Source organism: Amycolatopsis sp. NBRC 101858 (genome assembly GCF_030269325.1).
GTDB lineage: Bacteria > Actinomycetota > Actinomycetes > Mycobacteriales > Pseudonocardiaceae > Amycolatopsis > Amycolatopsis ponsaeliensis.
Window position 1 is genome coordinate 392,554 of the sequence record NZ_BSTD01000004.1, and the last position, 17,694, is coordinate 410,247.

Below are 17,694 nucleotides of genomic sequence, written 5' to 3' on the forward strand. Positions count from 1 at the left end.
CGCCCCGGCCGGTTCAGCGGGGTTCGCCGGGCCAGCGGAACTTCGGTCCCGCCGGCCAGATCGGCGCCGGGAACCACGCGGCCCGCGCCAGGCCCGCGACAAGGGCCTTCCAGAACTTCTTCATGCGATCCACCTCCCTCGCGCGCACACCGCACGGACCCGCAGCAGCGCCCGCGGGTCGGCCAGCGGATCACCGTCGACGGCCAGCAGGTCGGCGTCGAACCCCGGCGCGACGCGGCCCTTGCGGTGCGCGAGCCCGCACACGCCCGCCGCGACCGAGGTGATCGCCCTCAGCGTGTCGGCCGGCGACAGGCCGACCTGGCGCAGCATCAGCGGCGCCCACGGCAGCACGCCGTGCGGCTTGACCGGGGCGATCCCGGCGTCGGTGCCGGCGACGACCCGCGCACCGAGCTCGACGAGCCGCCGGTAGTTCGCGACGACGCCCGGCATGCGCTGGGCGATCTCCGCGGGCGGCGCCAGCCCTTCGACCGGCACCATGCCGACCGTCGCCCCGACGGCCACGCCCTGGTCGACGACGGCGCGCAGCAGGTCCTCGGAGTGGTCGACGCCGGTGGCGGACCAGAACGTCACGTGTTCCATGCCGTCCACGCCGGCGGCGAGGGCGTCGGCGATGGCCGAGGTGCCGTGCGCGTGCGCGGTGACCGGCAGCCCGTGCCGGTGCGCCTCGTCGACGGCGGCGCGCAGGACGTCCCGGTCGAACTGCGCGCATTCCTGGCGCGTGCCCGGCGTCATCGTCCCGCCGCTGGCCATGATCTTGACGACGTCGGTCCCGCGCTCGACGTGCTCCCGCACCGCCGCCCGTACCCCGGCCTCACTCGCGTCGGCGACCCCGCCGAGGAAGTGGCAGTGCCCGCCGGGACTGGTGATCGGCGGCCCGGCGGCGACGAGCGTCGGCTGGTCGGCACGGTCCTTGAGGGCCAGCGAGAGGTAGCGGCGGTCCCCGAGGTCCCGCACGGTGGTGACCCCGGCCCGCAGCGACGCCCGCCCGGCTTCGGCCATGGCGGCGAGCGCCTGCGCGTCATCCCGCGCGGCCAGCCGGGCGACGGGCTCGGTACTGGCGTCGAAGGCGAGGTGGACGTGCGTGTCGATCAGCCCGGGCAGCAAGGTCGTCCCGCCGAGGTCCACGACATCGGCCCCCTCGGGCGCGGTTCCCCCGGACTCGACGCCCAGGATGGTGGCCCCATCGAGCACCACCAGCGGATCGGCAACAAACGAGGATCCGGCACCATCGAACAACCGAGCCGCGCGCACGGCGGTGAGCCTGCGCCGCTCGGTGATCACAAGCTGTTTGGTCATGGGGCCACGATCACCGGTTTCGGGGACCGGCACGTCGGGGCGAGTACGGAGAAGCGGTACGGAGATCCGGCGCGGGCGGCGGCTACGCACCTCGTGCGCCGCCGGCGTTGACCGTACGTCCGGTTACGTAGTCGCGAAGCCGCTTCCGCGCCGACGCGGTCCGGGGGGTCGCTGCGGGAAGGTCGTGCGGTCATCCCGACCGTCCGATCTGCCAGGAGCGTCCATGTCCACACCTCGCGCGATCACGGGGGCCGCCGTCTTCCTGGTCGCCTTCCTCTCGGTGACCTTCGCCGGTGCGCTCGCCGACCGCAGCCTGCCCCTGCCCGACGCCCCCGCCGCCGACGTCGCGGCCTACTACAGCGCCAACCCCGCCGCCGCGCTCGTCGTCGCCGGGCTTCAGGTCGTGTCCGTCGTCGGATTCGCCGTCTTCGCCCGGGCCGTCGCGCGGAGGCCGGCGATGGTGGTCGCCGCCGTTTCCGTGCTGGCCATGGTGGTTTCGAGTGCGCTCACCGTCGTCCTGACGATCGTCGCCGGCTCCGCGTCGCTGGACACCGTCCAGGCGTTGCGGCTGGGCAGCTTCTACGCCGGCGGGGTCGTCAACGTCGTCACCCTGGGCGTCTTCGTGCTCATGACCGCGAAGGGGCTCGCCCGCTGGTTCGGGTACATCGCGGGCGGTCTGGCGACGCTTTCGGTGCTGTCACTGGCCTTCTACTACGCGAGTGCGCTGCTGCCGGTGGGCCGGGTGCTGTCGATGGTGTGGACGCTGGTGGCGGCGATCGTGCTCGCCCGGACCCGCGCGGCCGAACGAACCGTCAGCGGTTCATCGCGCTGACCTCGTCCCGGACCCGCGTGCGCGAAGCACTGTCCGATGACAGTCGCGTTTGGACGGACGGCGCCGTGCTCCGCACCGGCCCGGCGACCGGGTACACCTGGTCCTCGCCGATCAGCGGGACACCCGGGCACGTCGTGCTGTGCGGCCGGGAGTTCTTGGTGAGGAACACGTTCACGAGCCCGTCGACGCACGGGTTGCCCGCCAGGGCGTACTGGCCGTGGAACGGCGAATCGTCGACCGACACCAGCGGGACCCCGGCCGACCGCGCCGCCGCCGACGCCTGCTCGTAGCCCGTCTGCGGATCGAATTCGCCCTGCACCACCAGGATGTTCGCTGCCGCCGAAGCCGGCAGCGAAGGCAGTTCGTGCTGTGGCTTGTCGGACCAGAAACCACACGTCTCCCCGAGACCGTAGGCCCAGCCGAACAACGGGTATTGCGGCCCTTGCCGGTCGCTGAGCCGCTCGTACCAGGACGCCGAGCGCGTCGGCTGGTCACCGCACGCGACGGCGAACCGGGTGCCGGGACGCTGCGTGTAGTCCGGTGCCGCGGCGGCCACCCGCTCCGGCGTCAGCGACGCGGCCGGGACGCCGAACGCCTTGCGCGACGCGGCATCCATCGACTCCGCCAGCGCCGGCGGGGGAGTGGCGGACGTCCCGTCGAGCGCCGCGGCGCCCTGGAGGAAGACCAGAGCGCCGAGCAGCCACTGGATTTCACTGCCGTTGCCGACGAAGATGCCGTCGAAGGTGTCGGGGGAGACGCCGTGAGTGCCGTAGTAGGCGCGGACGCGCTCCCACTTCGCCTGCACCTCCGCCGCCGTCCCGCCCAGCTGCGCCGCGAAGTTCCGGGCCAGCCACGGCACGTAGACGTCGTCGAACTGCCGCTGGTCGATCACCGGGAACGCCTCGAAGTCGGCCTGCAGCCGGCCTTCGAAGTTCACGCTGGAGTCGAGCACGGTCTTGCCGGTGTGCTCCGGGAACAGCGACGCGTACTTCGCGCCGAGCCACGTGCCGTAGGAATAGCCGAGGTAGTTCAGCTTCTCGTCGCCCAGCAGCGAACGCACGAGGTCCATGTCGTGCGCGGTCTGCCACGTCGTGACGTACGGCGCGAGCGCGTCGCTCTGGCACGCCTCGGCGGTGGCCCGCGGCACCTGCTGGTGCGCCGCGACGCTCGCCGCCGACCGGTCACGCGCGTCGAGGGGTCCCTGCGGCAGGCGGCTGACCGGGACCTGGCACTGGAAGCCCTGGTCGGCCGTGCCCGCGTGGCCGGTGCCGCGCGGGTCCATGCCGACGAAGTCGTAGAGCTGGTGCACCGACGGTTCGAGCGCGGCGAGCGACCCGGCGAGCGGCGTGCCCTGGCCGCCCGGCCCGCCCGGGTTCAGCAGGAGCGCGCCCTGCCGCTCACCCGTCGCGGCCGCGCGGCTGATCGACACCTGGAGATCGGTGCCCGCGGCCGGGTTCGCCCAGTCCCGTGGCACGGTGACGACCGCGCACTGCACGGGCGCGTCGCCGGTGGCCGGCTTGAACGGGCAGTCGCCCCACTGGAGCTGCTGCGCCGTGTACGGCGTGAGCGGGTCCGCCGCCGCGGCGGGCACCGAGGCCGCGAAGAGGGCGGCCGTCGCGGCCGCCAGTCCTGTCCGGGAGATGCGCACCGGGGTTCCTTCCGTCGCCGGGTGGGGTGCGCCCGAGCCTGGCCCGGTCGCGGCGGCCGGTGATCAACCCGGGGGACGAAGTCGCGGCCCGCGCCTCGGCCCCGGGTATGAGACGGCTCAGCGCGCCGGGACCGAGATCATGGGCTCGGGACTCGCCGTTCGGCCACCGCAAGCCATGCGACGCGCTACCGAGATCCGGGTCGACCTCCGCGGGTCTACGATCGGCCCATGGGGAAGGTCGGGCTCCGGGAGCAGGCCGAGGACCCGGCGGCGCCGGGCGTGCGCCGGCTCCGGGCCGGCGGGTGGCGGTGGACCTTTGCGCTCTTCGTCGCCGTTGCGATGGTCGTCGGGGGAGTCGCGCTCGCGGTGCTCGTCGACCGGGCCGCCGACGAGCTCCTGCGCACCGGTGCGCGGGCGGACGGGACCATCGAGGCCGTCCACGAGCTCCGCAACGGTTCCCTGCTCGACATCCGCTACCCGCTCGCCGGCCGGTCGCGGACGACGACCATCCAGGCGAACTCGGGCCGTTATGCGGCAGGTGACCACGTCACCGTCGTCGTGGATCCGGCCCGGCCGGCGCGGGTGCGGACGGTCGAGGAGCCGAACGAGGACCCGCGCGTCCTCGCCGCCGCCGTCGCGCTGCTCGTCGTCGGGGGTGTCACGCTGCCGATCGCCGTCCTGCGCCGGATCCGGTGGGCGAAACGGCTGGCCGCGGCCCGCCGCACCGGGTGGTGCCCGGCCGTCGTCACCGTCGTCCCGGACCGGCGTCTCGCCGCCAAGAACCACCACGCGCCGGACCTCGAGATCCGCTACGACGACGGCACCACCGCCACCGCCCGCGGAGCCCACGCCTTCGGGGTCGCGGCGCTGGGCGACCGGCCGCGCCGGCCCGCCTGGGTCGCCGGGTACGGCCCGAACCTGAGCGTCCTGTTCCGCGAGGGCCCCGGCGGCGGGCCGTTCCTGGTCCCGGCGACCGAACGCGCTTCGCGCTGACCACCGGCCCGGCGAGTCGCGTTTGGACAGACGCCGGCGGGCCGTCACCCGGGGCAAGAGCACGGCTCAGCGCGCGCCCGGGCGCCGGGACCGAGATCATGGGCTCATGACCCGTCCGGGACTCGGCATCGTCGGGCGCCGCCTGGTGCAGTTCCTGCTGGACGAGCTGCTCGTCTTCGTCCCCATGCTGCTGCTCGCGATCGCGGTGATCTGGTTCTTCCACCCGCACGGCCCGGGGCTGCTCACGTTCCTCGAGGTCGTCGTCTTCACGATGCTCGCGCTGGACTTCGTGGGCCTCGTGTTCGTCATGGTGTGGTGGCCCTACCGCCACGGCGGCCAGACCCCGGCGATGCGCTGGCTGCGCCTGCGCGTGCAAACCCTCGAAGGCGGGCACCCGACGCTGGGTGCGTTCGTCGTCCGCGACCTGCTGATGCTCGTCGACGGCTTCGCGTGGGGCATCGCGGGCATCGTGGTGATGCTGGTGACGCGCCGCCGCCAGCGGTTCGGCGACGTCGTGGCGCGCACGGTCGTCGTCCGCGTCCCACGGTGTTCGAGCAAAGAGTCAGCGGGTCAGGCCGCTCTCCCAAGCCCAGATGGCGATCTCGGTGCGGTTGCGGGCGCCCAGCTTGCGCTTGACCGAGCCGATGTGGGTCTTGACCGTCGGCAGTGAAACCACCAGCGAGCGGCAGATCTCGTCGTTCGTCTCCCCGCGGGCCACGGCTTTCACGACGTCGAGCTCGCGCGGGGTGAGCGGGCTTTCGGGCGCCGAGACGGTCCGGGGATCGCGGCGCGCGTAGTGCGCCAGCAGCCGCGTGGTGATCGCGGGGGAGACGAGGGCTTCGCCGTGCGCGGCCGCGTGCACGGCTTCGATGAGCAGGTTCGGCCCGGCGTCCTTGAGCAGGAACCCGCAGGCGCCGGCGCGCAGGGCCGCGTGCACGTTCTCGTCCAGCCCGAACGTCGTGACCATCACGACGTGCAGCGGGTCCGGGACGCCCGCGCCGGCCAGCAGTTCCGTGGCGCGCAGCCCGTCCACGCCGGGCATCCGGATGTCCATCAGCGTGACGTCGGGGCGCAGTTCCCGCGCCAGCCGCACGGCCTGGTCGCCGTCGGCGGCCTCGCCGACGACCTCGATGTCCGGTTCGCCTTCGAGGATCAGCCGGAACCCCGCGCGGACCATCGCCTGGTCGTCGGCGATCAGCACTCGCGTCGGCAATCCCGTCTCCCTCGCCTCAGCCGGGTTCGAGCGGCAGCCGCGCGAGCACGCGCCAGCGCCGGCCCTCCGCCGGTCCGGCCTGCACCGTACCGCCCACCGCCGCGACCCGCTCCGCCATCCCGAGCAGGCCGTAGCCGCCCCGGCGGGCGGGCCGGGCGGCGCCGTCGTTGACCACCTCGACGCGCAGCTCGCCGCGGGGTTCGTGGTGGACGAGCACCCGGACTTCGGCGGCGTCCGGCGCGTGCCGGCGGACGTTCGTGAGGGACTCGGTGAGCAGCCGGTGCGCGGTGGTGACGACCTCGGGCGCGACGGCCAGGGTGGCCAGATCCGGGCTGACGTCGAGGTGGATCCGGTCGTCGTCGGGGACCGCGCGGTCCACGGCGGTGGCGAGGTCGGCGGGCGGCACGAAGAGGTCTTCGTCGCCGGTCCGCAGCGCGCCGACGAGCCGCCGCATCGCGGAAAGCGCTGTGGCGCCCGCGGTTTCGAGCTCGGCGAAGGTCGCGGTGTCGCCGCCGGTGCGCTCGGCGACGCGGTGCGCGGCCTGCACGCGCACGACGATCCCGGTGATCTGGTGGGCGACGAGGTCGTGCAGCTCGCGGGCCAGCCGGAGCCGTTCGGCGGACCGGAGCTCGAGGACGTCCACGCGGTGGCGGACCTCGGCGTCGCGCAGGACCAGCCCGCCGGCCAGCGCGCCGCCCCAGACCACCGCGGCCGCGGCGGCGTAGAGCGCGGCGGGGGAGCCGGTGCCGTAGCGCAGGAGCGGGGCGAGCGTGGCGGCGGCGCCGCCGAGCACGGCCTGGACGGTGGCCGCCCGGGGCGAAAGCCGGTGGCAGCAGGCGCCGACCACCAGCGCGATCGCGAAGGTCTCGGACGCGCCGGGCTGCGGCGGGAGCCGCGTCCCGGCCACCGCGATCAGGGTCGCGATCGCCGAGCCCAGCAGCGAAAGCCCGGAGACGGCGGTGGCGAGACCGGCGATGTGGTCGGGGAACCGGCGGCGCAGCACGGCCAGCAGCGCCACGACCGGCCCGACGCCCGGCGCGAACTGGGCGGCGATGGTGACGAGCTGACCCTGACCGGGCATGGCCCGGGCCGCGAGGACCATGTCGAGCACCACCAGCACGCCGAGGACGACCGCTTCGGCCACCAGCGGGCCGCGGCGGCCGGTCCACGGGATCCCCGGGTGGCGGGCGAAGGTCATCTGCCGATCGTGCCCCACCCGGCGTCCCCACGCTCCCTCCGCGGCGAGAGTTCGTACCTGGGTAGGAGACGGCGGCGGAATCTCGTACCGCCGGTTGATCGCCCGCGCCGCGGTTAACGGAAGGCTCGGAGCATGAACCGGAACGGAGAATTTCTCATGCGGGAGGCCGAACCCACGACCCGGCAGGGGAAGATCGAGGGCCTGCCGGGCTGGTACTTCGTGCTCGTCGGGCTCCTGGTGGCGAGCAACGACTTCAGCCTGCAGTTCAGCGACCGGTACTCGTGGGTGGGGTACCTGCCGCTCGCGCTCGTCGCGGTGCACCTGGCGCTGTGGTTCACGCTGCTGTCCCGGCGCCGCAAGTACCTGCGCGCGGTGTGGCGCAGCAAGCAGGCGCTCGCGCTCGTCGCCGTGCTCTTCGCGCTGCGGCTGGGCCTGCAATTCGGGCTGGCCAAGCTGACCGACAGCGCGGCGCCGCTGCACAGTTACACGCACCTGATCCTCGGCCTGGTCATGCTGGTCGTGACGACGGCCGGCGCGTGGTTCGACCAGTGGCTCATCCTGCGCGTGGTGAACCGGGACGCGTGAGCGTCAGCTGGTGCCGCGCACCACGAGCCGGTGCGGGGCGACGATCGAGCGCGGCGGCCCGGGTTCGGCGGCCAGGCAGTCCAGGGCGAGTTCGGCGATCCGGTCCTTGTCCGGGGACACCGTCGTCAGCGCCGGGACGCTGAACCGGCCGTCCTCGATGTCGTCGAACCCCACCAGCGCCAGGTCGCCCGGCACGGCCAGGCCGCGGTCGGCGGCGGCGCGCAGCGCACCCAGCGCGAGCTCGTCGGTGAAGCAGAAGACCGCGTCCGGGGGCTCGGCGTGGTCCAGCAGCTCCAGCATCGCGCGGTGGCCGTCGGCCCGGTGCAGGCGCTGGACCGGGACCTCCAGCCGGGGCAGGTCCCCGAGTGCTTCGCGGTAGCCGGCGAGCCGCTGGCGGGCGGTCGCGTTGAGGGAGCGCGGCTGGATGCCCACCGCGGCGATGCGCCGTCGGCCGGTCGCCAGCAGGTGCCCGGTGGCCTCGCGCGCGGCGGCGACGTTGTCGATCGCGACGTGGTCGACCCCGGCCGGGCCGTCGTGCTCGCCGAGCAGCACCAGCGGGACGCTGTCGGTGCGCGCGGCCAGCTCCGCCGGGGCCACCGCCCACGGGCTGAACACGACGCCGTCGACGAGCTGGCTGCGGCGGCCGTGCAGCAGCTCCTTCTCCCGCTCGGCGTCGCCGTCGGTCTGGTCGATGAGCACGGTCAGGCCGCGGAGCCCGGCGATGCGGACGGTCCGCGCGGCGAGCTCGGCGAAGTACGGTGAGTCGATCTCCGGGACGACCAGGGCCACCAGGCCGGTCCGCCCGCGCCGCAGCGTCCGGGCGGCCATGTTCGGCCGGTAGCCCAGCGCGTCGATGCTCGCCTGCACCCGCTCCCGGGTCGCCGGGGCCACGTAGCGGAAGCCGTTGACCACGTTGGACACCGTCCGCACCGACACCCCGGCGTGCTCGGCCACGTCCCGCAACTTCGGGTTCACGACGGCAGCCTACCTCTTGCAACGTGGCATGCCACGTTGCAAACTGAAGTCGCCACGCCGTCGTGACCCCTCGGAGGCTCCGATGACCACGAACCTGACCGCCATCGACGTCGAGTCCCTGACCGCCCGGCTGTCCGAGGACGGCATCATCGGCCTGCCCGGGGCGTTCCCGCGCGACTGGGTGCGCCGGCTCGGCGAGGACATCGACGCGGCGTTCGCCGAGGCCCGCGCCCGGCCGGACGGCGCCGTCGGCCGCGGCCCGAACCGCTACTACGTCGAGATCCACCCCGAACAGCTGCGGGGGTTCGCCGACCTGGCCGGGCACCCGTGGATCACCGCGGTCGCGGAGGCCGTGCTGGGGCCGGACTACCGGATCGTCGAGGTCGGGTTCGACGTCCCGCTCGCCGGCGCGGTCGACCAGCCGTGGCACCGCGACTTCCCGATGCCCGAAGAGACCGCCCGCCACCGCAGGCTGACTTCGCTCGCCGTCAACGTGACCGCCGTCGACACCGAGCCGGACATGGGCCCGTTCGAGATCGCCCCCGGCACCCACCGGGACGACGGTGCCGCGTTCGAGCACGGCATGTTCCCGCCGCGTTCGACCTACCCGCGCTACCGCTCCCTCGCGGTGCGCAAGTTCCCGCGGAGGGGCGACATCTCGATCCGCTCGGCGCTGACCGTCCACCGCGGCACCGCGAACCACTCGGCGAAGTCCCGGCCGGTGCTGGTGCTGGGCCTCGACGCGCCGGGCGCGGGCAACGACGAACGCCACGACATCGCTGTGACACAAGGCTTCCTGGCGTCACTGCCGGAGTCCGTGCGGGCGCACCTGCACTGCCCGGTCGTCGGCACCCTGGAACCGATCACCCAGAAGCACACCATCGAGGGACTCGTGATGGGTGAATCCTGAACCGGAGGTTTGCCGGACCCGGTGGGTGGCAAACCTCCGGCATGGCTGATGCAGGGATCACCGAAATGACGGGCCGGGCCGGGGTCGTCGCGGGATTGCGCCGCGTGCTGCTGGCGTTCGGAGTGGGCGGCGCGCTGGCGTGCCTCGCCTGGATGGCGTTGTGGCTCGCGATGCACCTGTAGGAGCTAGAACTCGTCCGACTTCGTCAGGTCGTGCTCCAGCGCGTCCGCCCGCGCGACGACCGCCTTGAGCGGGCGCTCGAACTCGTGCTCGATGCTGAGGTCCTCCAGCGGCACGGTGTGCTTGAGCAGCGCGACCCCGTCGACCACGGCCGCGCCGCCGACCGCCGACGAGCCGGCCAGGTCGAGCAGGCGCCGCAGGTCGATCTTGTCGGCCCAGCCGACCGGGGACGAGATCTCGACCCACGCGCCGCCGTGCAGCTCCTCCACGTGGTGCGCCGTCACCTGCTGGGTCCGGCCGTCCGGGCCTTCCAGGCGGAACCGGAGCCAGCCGTCGGTGTCCTCCAAGACCTCGTACCGCGTCCGGACAAAGTTGATCACATCGGTCCAGGTGGTCACCCGCTCCGCCTCTCCCTCGGGCCTGCTGCGCCGTCGCAGCATCTCACGAGCCCCTGCGTCAGATGATTCCGGCTTCGATCAGCTGCGGCCAGATTTCGCTCTGGTCCGCGACGGTCACGCCGTGCTTCTCCGCCTTCGTGAGTTTGGCGGCTCCGACGTCGGCGCCGGTGATGAGCAGGTCCGTGCTCGCCGAGACCGACGACGCGATGGTGGCGCCGGCCTTCTCGCAGAGCCGCTGGAACGTCGGCCGGGGGACTTTCTCCCCCGAGCGCGGATCGCTGATGGAGCCGGTGACGACCACCGTCTTCCCGGCCAGCGGAGCCCCGGCCGCGACGACCGGGGGCAGGTCCTCGTCGCGGACGTCGAGTGACACGCCCCGCTCCCGCAGCCGTTCCAGCTCGGGCTGCAGCCGCGCGAGGTGCTCGATCAGCGACGCGGCGACCTTCGGCCCGATGTCCTCGACGGCGACCAGCCCGTCGACACCCGCCGCCGCGACGTCCTCCAGGGAACCGAACCCCGCCCGGCAGAGGCGCGCCGCGGTGCCTTCGGATGCCATCGGGATGGCGAGCCCGATCAGCGCCCGGCGCAGCCCGACCGACCGGCTCCCGTCGATCGACTCGATCATGCGGGTGGCCGAGACCTCGCCGATGCGGTCGAACTCCAGCAGCCGTTCCTTGGTCAGCCGGTAGAAGTCCGAAGGGTGCTCGAGGTCGCCGGACTCGGCGAGCCGTTCGATCCAGACGCCGCCGATGGCGTCGATGTCCGCCGCGGCGCGCGACGCCCAGTGGATCAGCCGCCGCACGGTCTGGGCGGGGCAGGCGACGTTGGTGCAGAACAGTTCCCGGCTGTTGCCCTGCTCGGTCAGCGGCTGCCCGCACGACGGGCAGACGGACGGCGGAACGATCTCCCGCTCCTCGCCGGTGCGCTTCGACGCGTCGAGCACGCCGGCCACGAACGGGATGACGTCCCCGGCCCGGCGGACCAGGACGGTGTCGCCGATCTTGATGCCGCGGGCCTTGATCACCTCCTGGTTGGCCAGCGTCGCGCGGGTGACGGTGGTGCCGCCGACGAACACGGGCTCCAGCCAGGCGACCGGGGCGATCTTGCCGGTCTTGCCGACGTCCCAGACGACGTCGGCCAGGACGGTGGTCTTCTCCTCGGCCGCGAACTTGAAGGCGAGCGCCCCGCGCGGCGAGCTCGACCGGGTGCCGGCGGCGGCGTAGGCGGTGCGGTCGGCGAGCCGCAGGACGGCGCCGTCGAGGTCGTAGTCCAGCTCGTTGCGCTGCTGTTCGATCTCGCCGATGACGGCCTGCGCGGCGGCCGCGTCGGCGCAGCGGCGCATGTCGGCGGCGGTGAACCCGAGCGTGTTGAGGGCGCTGCCGAGGTCGGTGTCGGCGCTGTCGGGGTCGGTGTCGAGGTCGAAGGCGAAGAAGCGCAGCCGCCGCTCGGCGACGGTGGCGGGGTCCTTGGCCCGCAGCGTGCCCGCGGCGGCGTTGCGCGGGTTGATCAGCGGCTTGTCGGGGTGCGCGACGTTGTAGGCGGCGAAGGTGGAGCGCAGCATGACGGCCTCGCCCCGCACCTCGACCCGGCCCGGGGCTTTGACCCGGTCCGGGATCCCGTCGGTCAGGGCCCGGACGAGCACGGTGACGTCGTCTCCGGTCGTGCCGTCGCCCCGGGTGACGGCTCTCAGCAGCCGCCCGTCCTCGTAGACGACGGCGAGGGAGAGACCGTCCAGTTTGGGCATGACGACGACGGGCTGGCCCGGGAAGCGGTCGAAGAAGGCCTCGACCTGCTCGGGTTTCGTGGCCTTCTCGAGCGAGAGCATGGGCCGCGAGTGCCGGATCGGGGCGTGCAGCACCGCGGGCGCGCCCACCTGGTCGAGGGGGTTCGGGTCCGGCGCCAGGTCCGGGTTCGCCTCGATGAGCCCGCGCAGCTCGTCTTCGACCGCGTCGTACTCGGCGTCCGCCACCAACGGCGAACCCCGGTAGTACGCGTCGCGGAGGACCACGATGCGGTCGGCCAGTTCCTGTATGCGCTCCCGAGCTTCCACGGGGAGGACGTTACCGGTCGGGTCCGACAGTTCCGCTACTTCGGGGTCGCTCGTCCGGGCGGCTCCGCGCGACGCGGGTCCGGTGGGGCACAGCGGTTCCGCGCGCATCTCGCTGCGTGCGGAATCCTGCTCAGCCGTCGCCGAACCGGTCGCCGATCTCCTCGATCTCCGGCAGGCCCACGAGGTCGGCGAAGTCCGTCAACCCCGGCAGCTCGCGCACGGCCTCGACCGGCGTCCCGTCGCGCGCGATCCGCGCCAGCACCGAGCGCATCGCCTCGGTCGCCGCCAGCAGCGTCGAGATCGGGCAGATCACCAGCCGGAACCCGAGCTCGCGCAACCGCTCGCGCCCCAGCGGCGGAGTCTTGCCGCCCTCCGCCCAGTTGAACAGCAGCGGCACGTCGCGGAACGTGCCCGCCACCCGCTCGATCTCGGCTTCGGACTGCAACGCCTCCACGAACAGCACGTCCGCGCCGGCGTCCCGGTAGCGGCGGGCCCGGTCGATCGCCGCGTCGAGGCCTTCCACCGCCCGGGCGTCCGTGCGGGCGATCAGCACGAAGTCCGGGTCCGACCGGGCGGCGACCGCGGCCCGGACCCGGTCCACCATGGTCGCCGCCGGGACCACGCGCTTGCCTTCGAGGTGCCCGCAGCGCTTCGGGGCCACCTGGTCCTCCAGGTGGATCGCCGCCACGCCGGCCGCCTCGTACTCGCGGACCGTGCGGATCACGTTCAGCGCGTTGCCGTAGCCGGTGTCCGCGTCGGCGATCACCGGGACCTCCACCACCGACCGGATGCGGCCCGCCGCCTGGACCATCTCCGTCATGGTCAGGAGACCGACGTCGGGACGGCCCAGCAGCGACGCCGTCGTGCCGAAGCCGGTCATGTAGACCGCCGGGAACCCGGCCGCCTCGACCAGCCGGGCGCTCAGCGCGTCGTACGCCCCCGGTGCGACGACGAGATCCTCGCCGGCCAGCAGCTCGCGCAGCCGCGCCGGACCCGGGACGCGCGGAGCCAGCAGCTCGGCCACGTCGATCACCTCCTCGCGGGGGCGTTCCCGAGCTGTCCCGGAGCCAAACCCACCCGCTCGAACACGATCTTCTCGTACGGGCCGGCCGTGCCCGTCTCGTACAGGACGCCGATGGTGGCCGGGTCGGCCTGCACCAGGTCGGAGTAGGCCGCCGGCCCGGTGGTCAGCGTGCGGCCCGCCTGCCACGTGTGCCCGCGGTCGGTGCTCAGCCGCAGCTGCATCGCCGCGCGCGTCGCGGGGTCGGCCGGGCCCGAGTACAGCATCAGCCACGGGATCGTCGTCTGCAGGACGCTGCCCTCGACCTTCGTCCCGGACACCGACGGCTGCACCCGGTACGGCCGGACCAGGGTCTTGCCGCCGTCCACGCTGTAGCCGTCGACGCGGTGCTCGGCGGCGGAGCCCTGGTTGCGGCTGGAGAAGTAGAGCGTGCCGTCGGGCAGCTCGGTCGCCGACGTTTCGTTCGCGGCGACGACGCCGTCGGTGCGGTCGTCGGTGAAGCCGATGTGCCAGGTCCGGCCGTCGTCGTCGCTGTAGAGGTCGTGGCCGCCGTAGTACTTCGCCTCGGTGCCGACGTCGGAAGAACCCGCGGGCGGGGAGCTGGAGTGGTTGGCGGGCACCACGATCCGGCCGGCGTGCGGGCCGTGCCGCAGCAGCGTGGCGTGCCCGGGGCCGGTGGCGTACCAGCGCCAGCCCGGCGCCTTCGCGTCGGCGGTGATGTCCCGCGCGGGGGACCAGGTGCGGCCGTTGTCGCGGCTGCGCAGCACGAAGACGCGGCGGGTGTCCTGCGCGGACGCCTGCCCGGACATGATCTGCTTCTCCGAGACGAGTCCGTTGTGGACGGTCAGCAGGACCAGGTCGCCGTCGCGGGCGAGCACCGGCGTCGGGTTGCCGGCGGTGGCGTCGCCGTTGCTGTCCACGACGGACAGCGGGCCCCAGGTGCAGCCGCCGTCACGCGAGGTGCGCGACACCGTCTGGATGGCGCCGGAGTCCCCGGCCGAGTCCCGCCGTCCTTCGGCGAACGCGACGAGCGCGCCGTTCGCGGCCCGGACCACCGCGGGGATGCGGAAGGTGTCGTAGCCCTCGGTGCCGGAGGTGAAGGCCACCGACGACGCGCAGCCGTGCGCCGGGCCGGCCGTGGCCGCGGGGGTGAGGGACAGTGCGGTCGCCGTCGCCGCCAGAAGGATCGTGCTGAACCTGCGAACCACCGGTTCGACCTCCTCGTTGAGGTAGGACATGGGATGTCTGACGTCCTATGTCCCGACAACTTAAGGAGCCCGGCCGCGTCCGTCAAGGAGCACGCTGGGTGCCCGGATGGGCACGCGGTGGGGAACCTGGCGGCCGCGCACCCGCCTGGGCCATGCTGGGGACATGGGGTGGGGATGGCGGGTGACGGCTCTTGCCGTGGTCGTGGGGTGCGTGGTGTGGGTGGAAGCCGGTACGTCGTTGTCGCACGACGACTACCGGGCGGCCGTCGATTCCGCGGCCGCCCGGGCGAACCGGGAGATCAACGACCGCTGGGCGGCGAAGCCGCTGACTGACCTGCCACCACAGTTGCCGTGGGCCGAGTGGGCCGAACCACGGACGCGTGAAGTGTGCGAAGTCGATTACGCCACCGAATTCGGTGCGCGGAACCCCGGCACGATCACCTGCCGGATGACCTACAGCCGGACGGCGGGCTTCGACGGCGATTTCCTGACGCGCATCGGCGAAGCCGACGCTGCGGGCCGGGCCTTGGGCTGGCTCGAGGGTGGCAGCGTTCTCCGGAGCTCAGTCGAGTACTACCGGATCACCGAGGCCCAGGCCGGCAAGGTCGACGCCGGGACCGTGCCCGCGGTGAGCTATCTCGTGCCGGCGCCGGCGCCCGGCACGACCGGCTGCACTTCACCGGGCTACATCGGCGAATCCTGGGTGGAGCGGTCGAACGAGCTGTCGGGACGGTTCGGCGAATGGCCGTCCGCCGGTGCCTTGTTCGAACGGTCGAGCGGGCCGTTGCCGCAGGCGACGGCCACGGACCTCCTGTCCCGCCACCGGTACGTCATGGCGTTCACGCTCGGCACCGAGTGCCGGCTCAAGGTCGGCTAGCGCACGGCCCGAAGTACAGGCACTCGACGAGCGCGTGGACGTCGTGCGCCCGGGCAAGGGGCTCCAGCTCGTCGAGCATCGCCGTGAGCGTGGCCAGGTCGACCCGGCCGTCGCCGGTGAGCGGGAACTGCCGCTCACGCGTGTCGTGCTTCGCGCACCCGCTGCCGCGCAGGTTGCCCGCCGGGACGACCGCGAACACGACGTCGCCCTCGTCGCCGAAGGTGAAGTGGCACTGCAGGACGGCCGGGGTCGTGTCGGAGACCGGGTTGGTCCGCTCGCCGCCGAAGCTGGGCGGGTACGACCAGCCCGCCGTGGCGTCGTCGAGGAACTTGACGTCGGCGGGGCCGGTGTCCCCGTCGAGCCGCCAGCCGCGCGCCAGGACGTGGTCGTGCACCTCGAGCTGGCGGGTGATGAGCAGCGTCGCCGACATGCTCCCAGTGTGGCCCATGTCCTCGCCCACGAACGGGTGACCTACCTATGGGGCTGGCTCATGGGCGCCGAGCCTGATAAGCCTCTGCGCGTGACGATGGACCTGCACAGCATCAACCCGTGGGAAGTGTCGTTCCTCCGCGAGGAAGTCGGCGGCTACTTCGCCCACGGCGTCGAGCTCGCCCCCGGCGCGACCGTCCTCGACGTCGGGGCCAACGTCGGCGTCTTCTCCGCGACGGTCTACGAACGGCTCGGCGGTGACGTGCGGATCTTCGCGTTCGAGCCGTTGCCGCCGCTGTACGAGAAGCTGGCGCACAACGGCCGGGACTTCTTCGCGGGGCGGCTGAAAGCGCTGCCCTTCGGGCTCGCGGCCGGCGAGGACGAGCTCGACTTCAGCTACTTCCCGGGCGCGACGATCTTCTCGTCGTCGTGGCGGGACGAGGGCAACGTCGAGGCGGAGCGCAAGCGGGTCACCGCCAGCATCGTCGCCATGATCCGGCAGGGCGGCATGGGCCCGGCCGCCCGCCGCGTGCCGGCGCCGATCCTGCGTGGCCTGGTCGGCCGCCAGCTGAAGGTGATGCGCGACCTCGAGACGCACCGCGTCCGCGTCCGGCCCCTGTCCCCGGTGCTCGACGAGGAGGGGATCGACCGCATCGACCTGCTCAAGGTCGACGTCGAGGGCGCCGAGCACGAGGTGCTGCGGGGGATCGAAGAGCGGCATTGGCCGCTGGTCCGGCAGGCGGTCGTCGAGGTCGAGGGGTGGGCGGAGAACCGCGACCGCGTCCGCGAAGTGTTCGCCACGCGCGGGTTCACGGTCGAGGCCGTGCAGGACCCGGTCCAGGAAGCCGCCGACATCGGGATGGTGTTCGCGCTCCGTTGACCCTTGCCTTGACGCGGACGTCACTGTTTAGCGTCGCCCGGTGTGAAGTTCGGAATCAGCTACAGCACGCCCCACTTCGGCGTCGACCCGGACGCGCTCATGCGGTTCGCGAAGGACGCCGAAGACCTCGGCTTCGAGTCGCTCTACGTCCCTGAGCACGTCGCCCTCCAGCCCGGCGCGAAGATCGGGGCGATGGAGCTGGACCCGTCGCTGCCCTACGGCGATCCGCTCGAGTGCTTGACGTTCGCCGCCGCCGGCACGCGGCACATCCTGCTCGGCACCGGCGTCCTGCTGCTGCCCTACCACCACCCCGTGGTGCTCGCCAAGCGGCTGGCGACGCTCGACCTGCTGTCCGGCGGGCGGCTGCGGCTGCTCACCATCGGCGTCGGCGCGCTGCCCGGTGAGGCCGCGGCCACCGGGGTCGACTTCGCCACCCGTGGCCGCCGGGCCGACGAGGCGATGGACGTCCTGCGGCTGCTCTGGGCCGGGGACGCGCACGGCGTCAGCCACGCGGGGGAGTTCTTCACGCTCGACGCCGTCTGCAGCTTCCCGAAGCCGGTCGGCGGCGGCCTGCCGATCCACGTCGGGGGTTCGAGCGCGGCCGCCGCGCGGCGGGCCGGGCGGCGCGGGGACGGCTTCTTCCCCGGCGGCCTGCTCGCCCCGGACGAACGCCGCCGCCGGTTCGAGCTTGCCCGGGCGGCTGCGAGCGAAGCCGGCCGGGACCCGGATGCCGTGCAGTACACGCGATGGGGGTCGATCGGAATGTCCGAAGTGGACGCCGAGAACCTCGCGCGGGAAGGCGTGACCCGGGTCGTCGTCAGCCCCGCGAGCGCCGACCCGGACGGCCGGCGGGAGGAGATGGCGGCCTTCGCGGAGCGGTTCGCCCTGGTTCGTCCGGTTACGCCAGTCGGGTGACAGCGAAGGAGTCGTAAATTTTCTGATCGATGTCTACTTCTTGCGTGACGGCGCTCACTTGTTGC

19 protein-coding genes are annotated in these 17,694 nt (G+C 73.2%); 9 read left to right on the forward strand and 10 right to left on the reverse strand.

Features of this window, described 5'->3' with window-relative positions; all coding sequences use genetic code 11:
* Window positions 1-120 precede the first annotated feature (120 nt).
* Window positions 121-1,317, reverse strand: coding sequence for a metal-dependent hydrolase family protein (locus tag QSK39_RS30585; protein ID WP_285481308.1), 1,197 nt, complete (start codon window positions 1,315-1,317; stop codon window positions 121-123).
* A gap of 223 nt (window positions 1,318-1,540) precedes the next feature.
* Here QSK39_RS30585 and QSK39_RS30590 point away from each other — a divergent pair, with 223 nt between their 5' ends.
* Entirely contained in the window at window positions 1,541-2,149 is a 609-nt protein-coding gene (locus QSK39_RS30590; protein WP_285481309.1) for a hypothetical protein, read from the forward strand.
* Here QSK39_RS30590 and QSK39_RS30595 read toward each other — a convergent pair.
* The gene (locus tag QSK39_RS30595; RefSeq protein WP_285481310.1) at window positions 2,130-3,797 is read right to left on the reverse strand and encodes an alpha/beta fold hydrolase; all 1,668 of its coding nucleotides are present in this window, start codon (window positions 3,795-3,797) and stop codon (window positions 2,130-2,132) included. The genes QSK39_RS30590 and QSK39_RS30595 overlap by 20 nt on opposite strands.
* 228 nt (window positions 3,798-4,025) lie before the next feature.
* Between QSK39_RS30595 and QSK39_RS30600 the strand changes: the two genes are divergently transcribed.
* Window positions 4,026-4,790 carry a DUF3592 domain-containing protein gene (locus QSK39_RS30600; RefSeq protein WP_285481311.1) on the forward strand — a complete coding sequence of 255 codons (765 nt, stop codon included), beginning with the start codon at window positions 4,026-4,028 and terminating at the stop codon, window positions 4,788-4,790.
* Window positions 4,791-4,896: 106 nt separating this feature from the next.
* Window positions 4,897-5,460 carry an RDD family protein gene (locus tag QSK39_RS30605; protein WP_285481312.1) on the forward strand — a complete coding sequence of 188 codons (564 nt, stop codon included), beginning with the start codon at window positions 4,897-4,899 and terminating at the stop codon, window positions 5,458-5,460.
* On the opposite strand, the gene QSK39_RS30610 is transcribed toward QSK39_RS30605, so the two are convergent.
* Together QSK39_RS30610 and QSK39_RS30615 are read right to left on the reverse strand one after the other, a co-directional pair.
* Window positions 5,353-5,991: a response regulator gene (locus tag QSK39_RS30610; protein ID WP_502873328.1), complete on the reverse strand. Its 639-nt coding sequence runs from the start codon at window positions 5,989-5,991 to the stop codon at window positions 5,353-5,355. The genes QSK39_RS30605 and QSK39_RS30610 overlap by 108 nt on opposite strands.
* Window positions 5,992-6,019: 28 nt before the next feature.
* On the reverse strand, window positions 6,020-7,201 hold the full coding sequence (locus QSK39_RS30615) for a sensor histidine kinase (RefSeq protein ID WP_285481314.1): 1,182 nt from the start codon (window positions 7,199-7,201) through the stop codon (window positions 6,020-6,022).
* 156 nt (window positions 7,202-7,357) lie between these two features.
* Between QSK39_RS30615 and QSK39_RS30620 the strand changes: the two genes are divergently transcribed.
* A complete protein-coding gene (locus tag QSK39_RS30620; RefSeq protein ID WP_285481315.1) occupies window positions 7,358-7,786 on the forward strand; it encodes a hypothetical protein in 429 nt (142 codons plus the stop codon).
* Window positions 7,787-7,789: 3 nt separating this feature from the next.
* On the opposite strand, the gene QSK39_RS30625 is transcribed toward QSK39_RS30620, so the two are convergent.
* The gene (locus QSK39_RS30625) at window positions 7,790-8,761 is read right to left on the reverse strand and encodes a LacI family DNA-binding transcriptional regulator (RefSeq protein WP_285481316.1); all 972 of its coding nucleotides are present in this window, start codon (window positions 8,759-8,761) and stop codon (window positions 7,790-7,792) included.
* Window positions 8,762-8,843: 82 nt separating this feature from the next.
* Between QSK39_RS30625 and QSK39_RS30630 the strand changes: the two genes are divergently transcribed.
* The gene (locus tag QSK39_RS30630; RefSeq protein WP_285481317.1) at window positions 8,844-9,671 is read left to right on the forward strand and encodes a phytanoyl-CoA dioxygenase family protein; all 828 of its coding nucleotides are present in this window, start codon (window positions 8,844-8,846) and stop codon (window positions 9,669-9,671) included.
* Between the two features lie 41 nt (window positions 9,672-9,712).
* The gene (locus tag QSK39_RS30635) at window positions 9,713-9,853 is read left to right on the forward strand and encodes a hypothetical protein (protein WP_169734863.1); all 141 of its coding nucleotides are present in this window, start codon (window positions 9,713-9,715) and stop codon (window positions 9,851-9,853) included.
* Window positions 9,854-9,856: 3 nt separating this feature from the next.
* Here the strand turns inward: QSK39_RS30635 and QSK39_RS30640 are convergent, their stop codons facing one another.
* The 4 genes from QSK39_RS30640 to QSK39_RS30655 form a co-directional block, all read right to left on the reverse strand.
* Complete coding sequence (locus QSK39_RS30640; protein ID WP_285481318.1) at window positions 9,857-10,249, reverse strand: hypothetical protein; 393 nt, start codon at window positions 10,247-10,249, stop codon at window positions 9,857-9,859.
* A gap of 58 nt (window positions 10,250-10,307) precedes the next feature.
* Window positions 10,308-12,299 carry an NAD-dependent DNA ligase LigA gene (gene ligA, locus QSK39_RS30645; RefSeq protein ID WP_285481319.1) on the reverse strand — a complete coding sequence of 664 codons (1,992 nt, stop codon included), beginning with the start codon at window positions 12,297-12,299 and terminating at the stop codon, window positions 10,308-10,310.
* A 130-nt stretch (window positions 12,300-12,429) separates the two neighbouring features.
* Complete coding sequence (locus QSK39_RS30650) at window positions 12,430-13,323, reverse strand: isocitrate lyase/PEP mutase family protein (protein WP_285481320.1); 894 nt, start codon at window positions 13,321-13,323, stop codon at window positions 12,430-12,432.
* A 5-nt stretch (window positions 13,324-13,328) separates the two neighbouring features.
* Window positions 13,329-14,528, reverse strand: a complete 1,200-nt coding sequence (locus tag QSK39_RS30655) for a sialidase family protein (protein ID WP_285481321.1) — start codon at window positions 14,526-14,528, stop codon at window positions 13,329-13,331.
* 163 nt (window positions 14,529-14,691) lie between these two features.
* Here QSK39_RS30655 and QSK39_RS30660 point away from each other — a divergent pair, with 163 nt between their 5' ends.
* Window positions 14,692-15,405, forward strand: coding sequence for a hypothetical protein (locus QSK39_RS30660; RefSeq protein ID WP_285481322.1), 714 nt, complete (start codon window positions 14,692-14,694; stop codon window positions 15,403-15,405).
* Here the strand turns inward: QSK39_RS30660 and QSK39_RS30665 are convergent.
* Window positions 15,392-15,835, reverse strand: a complete 444-nt coding sequence (locus tag QSK39_RS30665) for a hypothetical protein (protein WP_285481323.1) — start codon at window positions 15,833-15,835, stop codon at window positions 15,392-15,394. The genes QSK39_RS30660 and QSK39_RS30665 overlap by 14 nt on opposite strands.
* Before the next feature lie 96 nt (window positions 15,836-15,931).
* Between QSK39_RS30665 and QSK39_RS30670 the strand changes: the two genes are divergently transcribed.
* Together QSK39_RS30670 and QSK39_RS30675 are read left to right on the forward strand one after the other, a co-directional pair.
* Complete coding sequence (locus tag QSK39_RS30670) at window positions 15,932-16,714, forward strand: FkbM family methyltransferase (protein WP_285481931.1); 783 nt, start codon at window positions 15,932-15,934, stop codon at window positions 16,712-16,714.
* A gap of 42 nt (window positions 16,715-16,756) precedes the next feature.
* Entirely contained in the window at window positions 16,757-17,629 is an 873-nt protein-coding gene (locus QSK39_RS30675) for a TIGR03619 family F420-dependent LLM class oxidoreductase (RefSeq protein WP_285481324.1), read from the forward strand.
* Window positions 17,630-17,694 lie beyond the last annotated feature (65 nt).

Coding starts and splice junctions, on each gene's coding strand:
- QSK39_RS30585 (WP_285481308.1), bottom strand. CDS start 1,317: ATGACCAAACAGCTTGTGATCACCGAGCGGCGCAGGCTCACCGCCGTG.
- QSK39_RS30590 (WP_285481309.1), top strand. CDS start 1,541: ATGTCCACACCTCGCGCGATCACGGGGGCCGCCGTCTTCCTGGTCGCC.
- QSK39_RS30600 (WP_285481311.1), top strand. CDS start 4,026: ATGGGGAAGGTCGGGCTCCGGGAGCAGGCCGAGGACCCGGCGGCGCCG.
- QSK39_RS30605 (WP_285481312.1), top strand. CDS start 4,897: ATGACCCGTCCGGGACTCGGCATCGTCGGGCGCCGCCTGGTGCAGTTC.
- QSK39_RS30615 (WP_285481314.1), bottom strand. CDS start 7,201: ATGACCTTCGCCCGCCACCCGGGGATCCCGTGGACCGGCCGCCGCGGC.
- QSK39_RS30620 (WP_285481315.1), top strand. CDS start 7,358: ATGCGGGAGGCCGAACCCACGACCCGGCAGGGGAAGATCGAGGGCCTG.
- QSK39_RS30630 (WP_285481317.1), top strand. CDS start 8,844: ATGACCACGAACCTGACCGCCATCGACGTCGAGTCCCTGACCGCCCGG.
- QSK39_RS30635 (WP_169734863.1), top strand. CDS start 9,713: ATGGCTGATGCAGGGATCACCGAAATGACGGGCCGGGCCGGGGTCGTC.
- QSK39_RS30660 (WP_285481322.1), top strand. CDS start 14,692: ATGGGGTGGGGATGGCGGGTGACGGCTCTTGCCGTGGTCGTGGGGTGC.
- QSK39_RS30665 (WP_285481323.1), bottom strand. CDS start 15,835: ATGTCGGCGACGCTGCTCATCACCCGCCAGCTCGAGGTGCACGACCAC.
- QSK39_RS30670 (WP_285481931.1), top strand. CDS start 15,932: ATGGACCTGCACAGCATCAACCCGTGGGAAGTGTCGTTCCTCCGCGAG.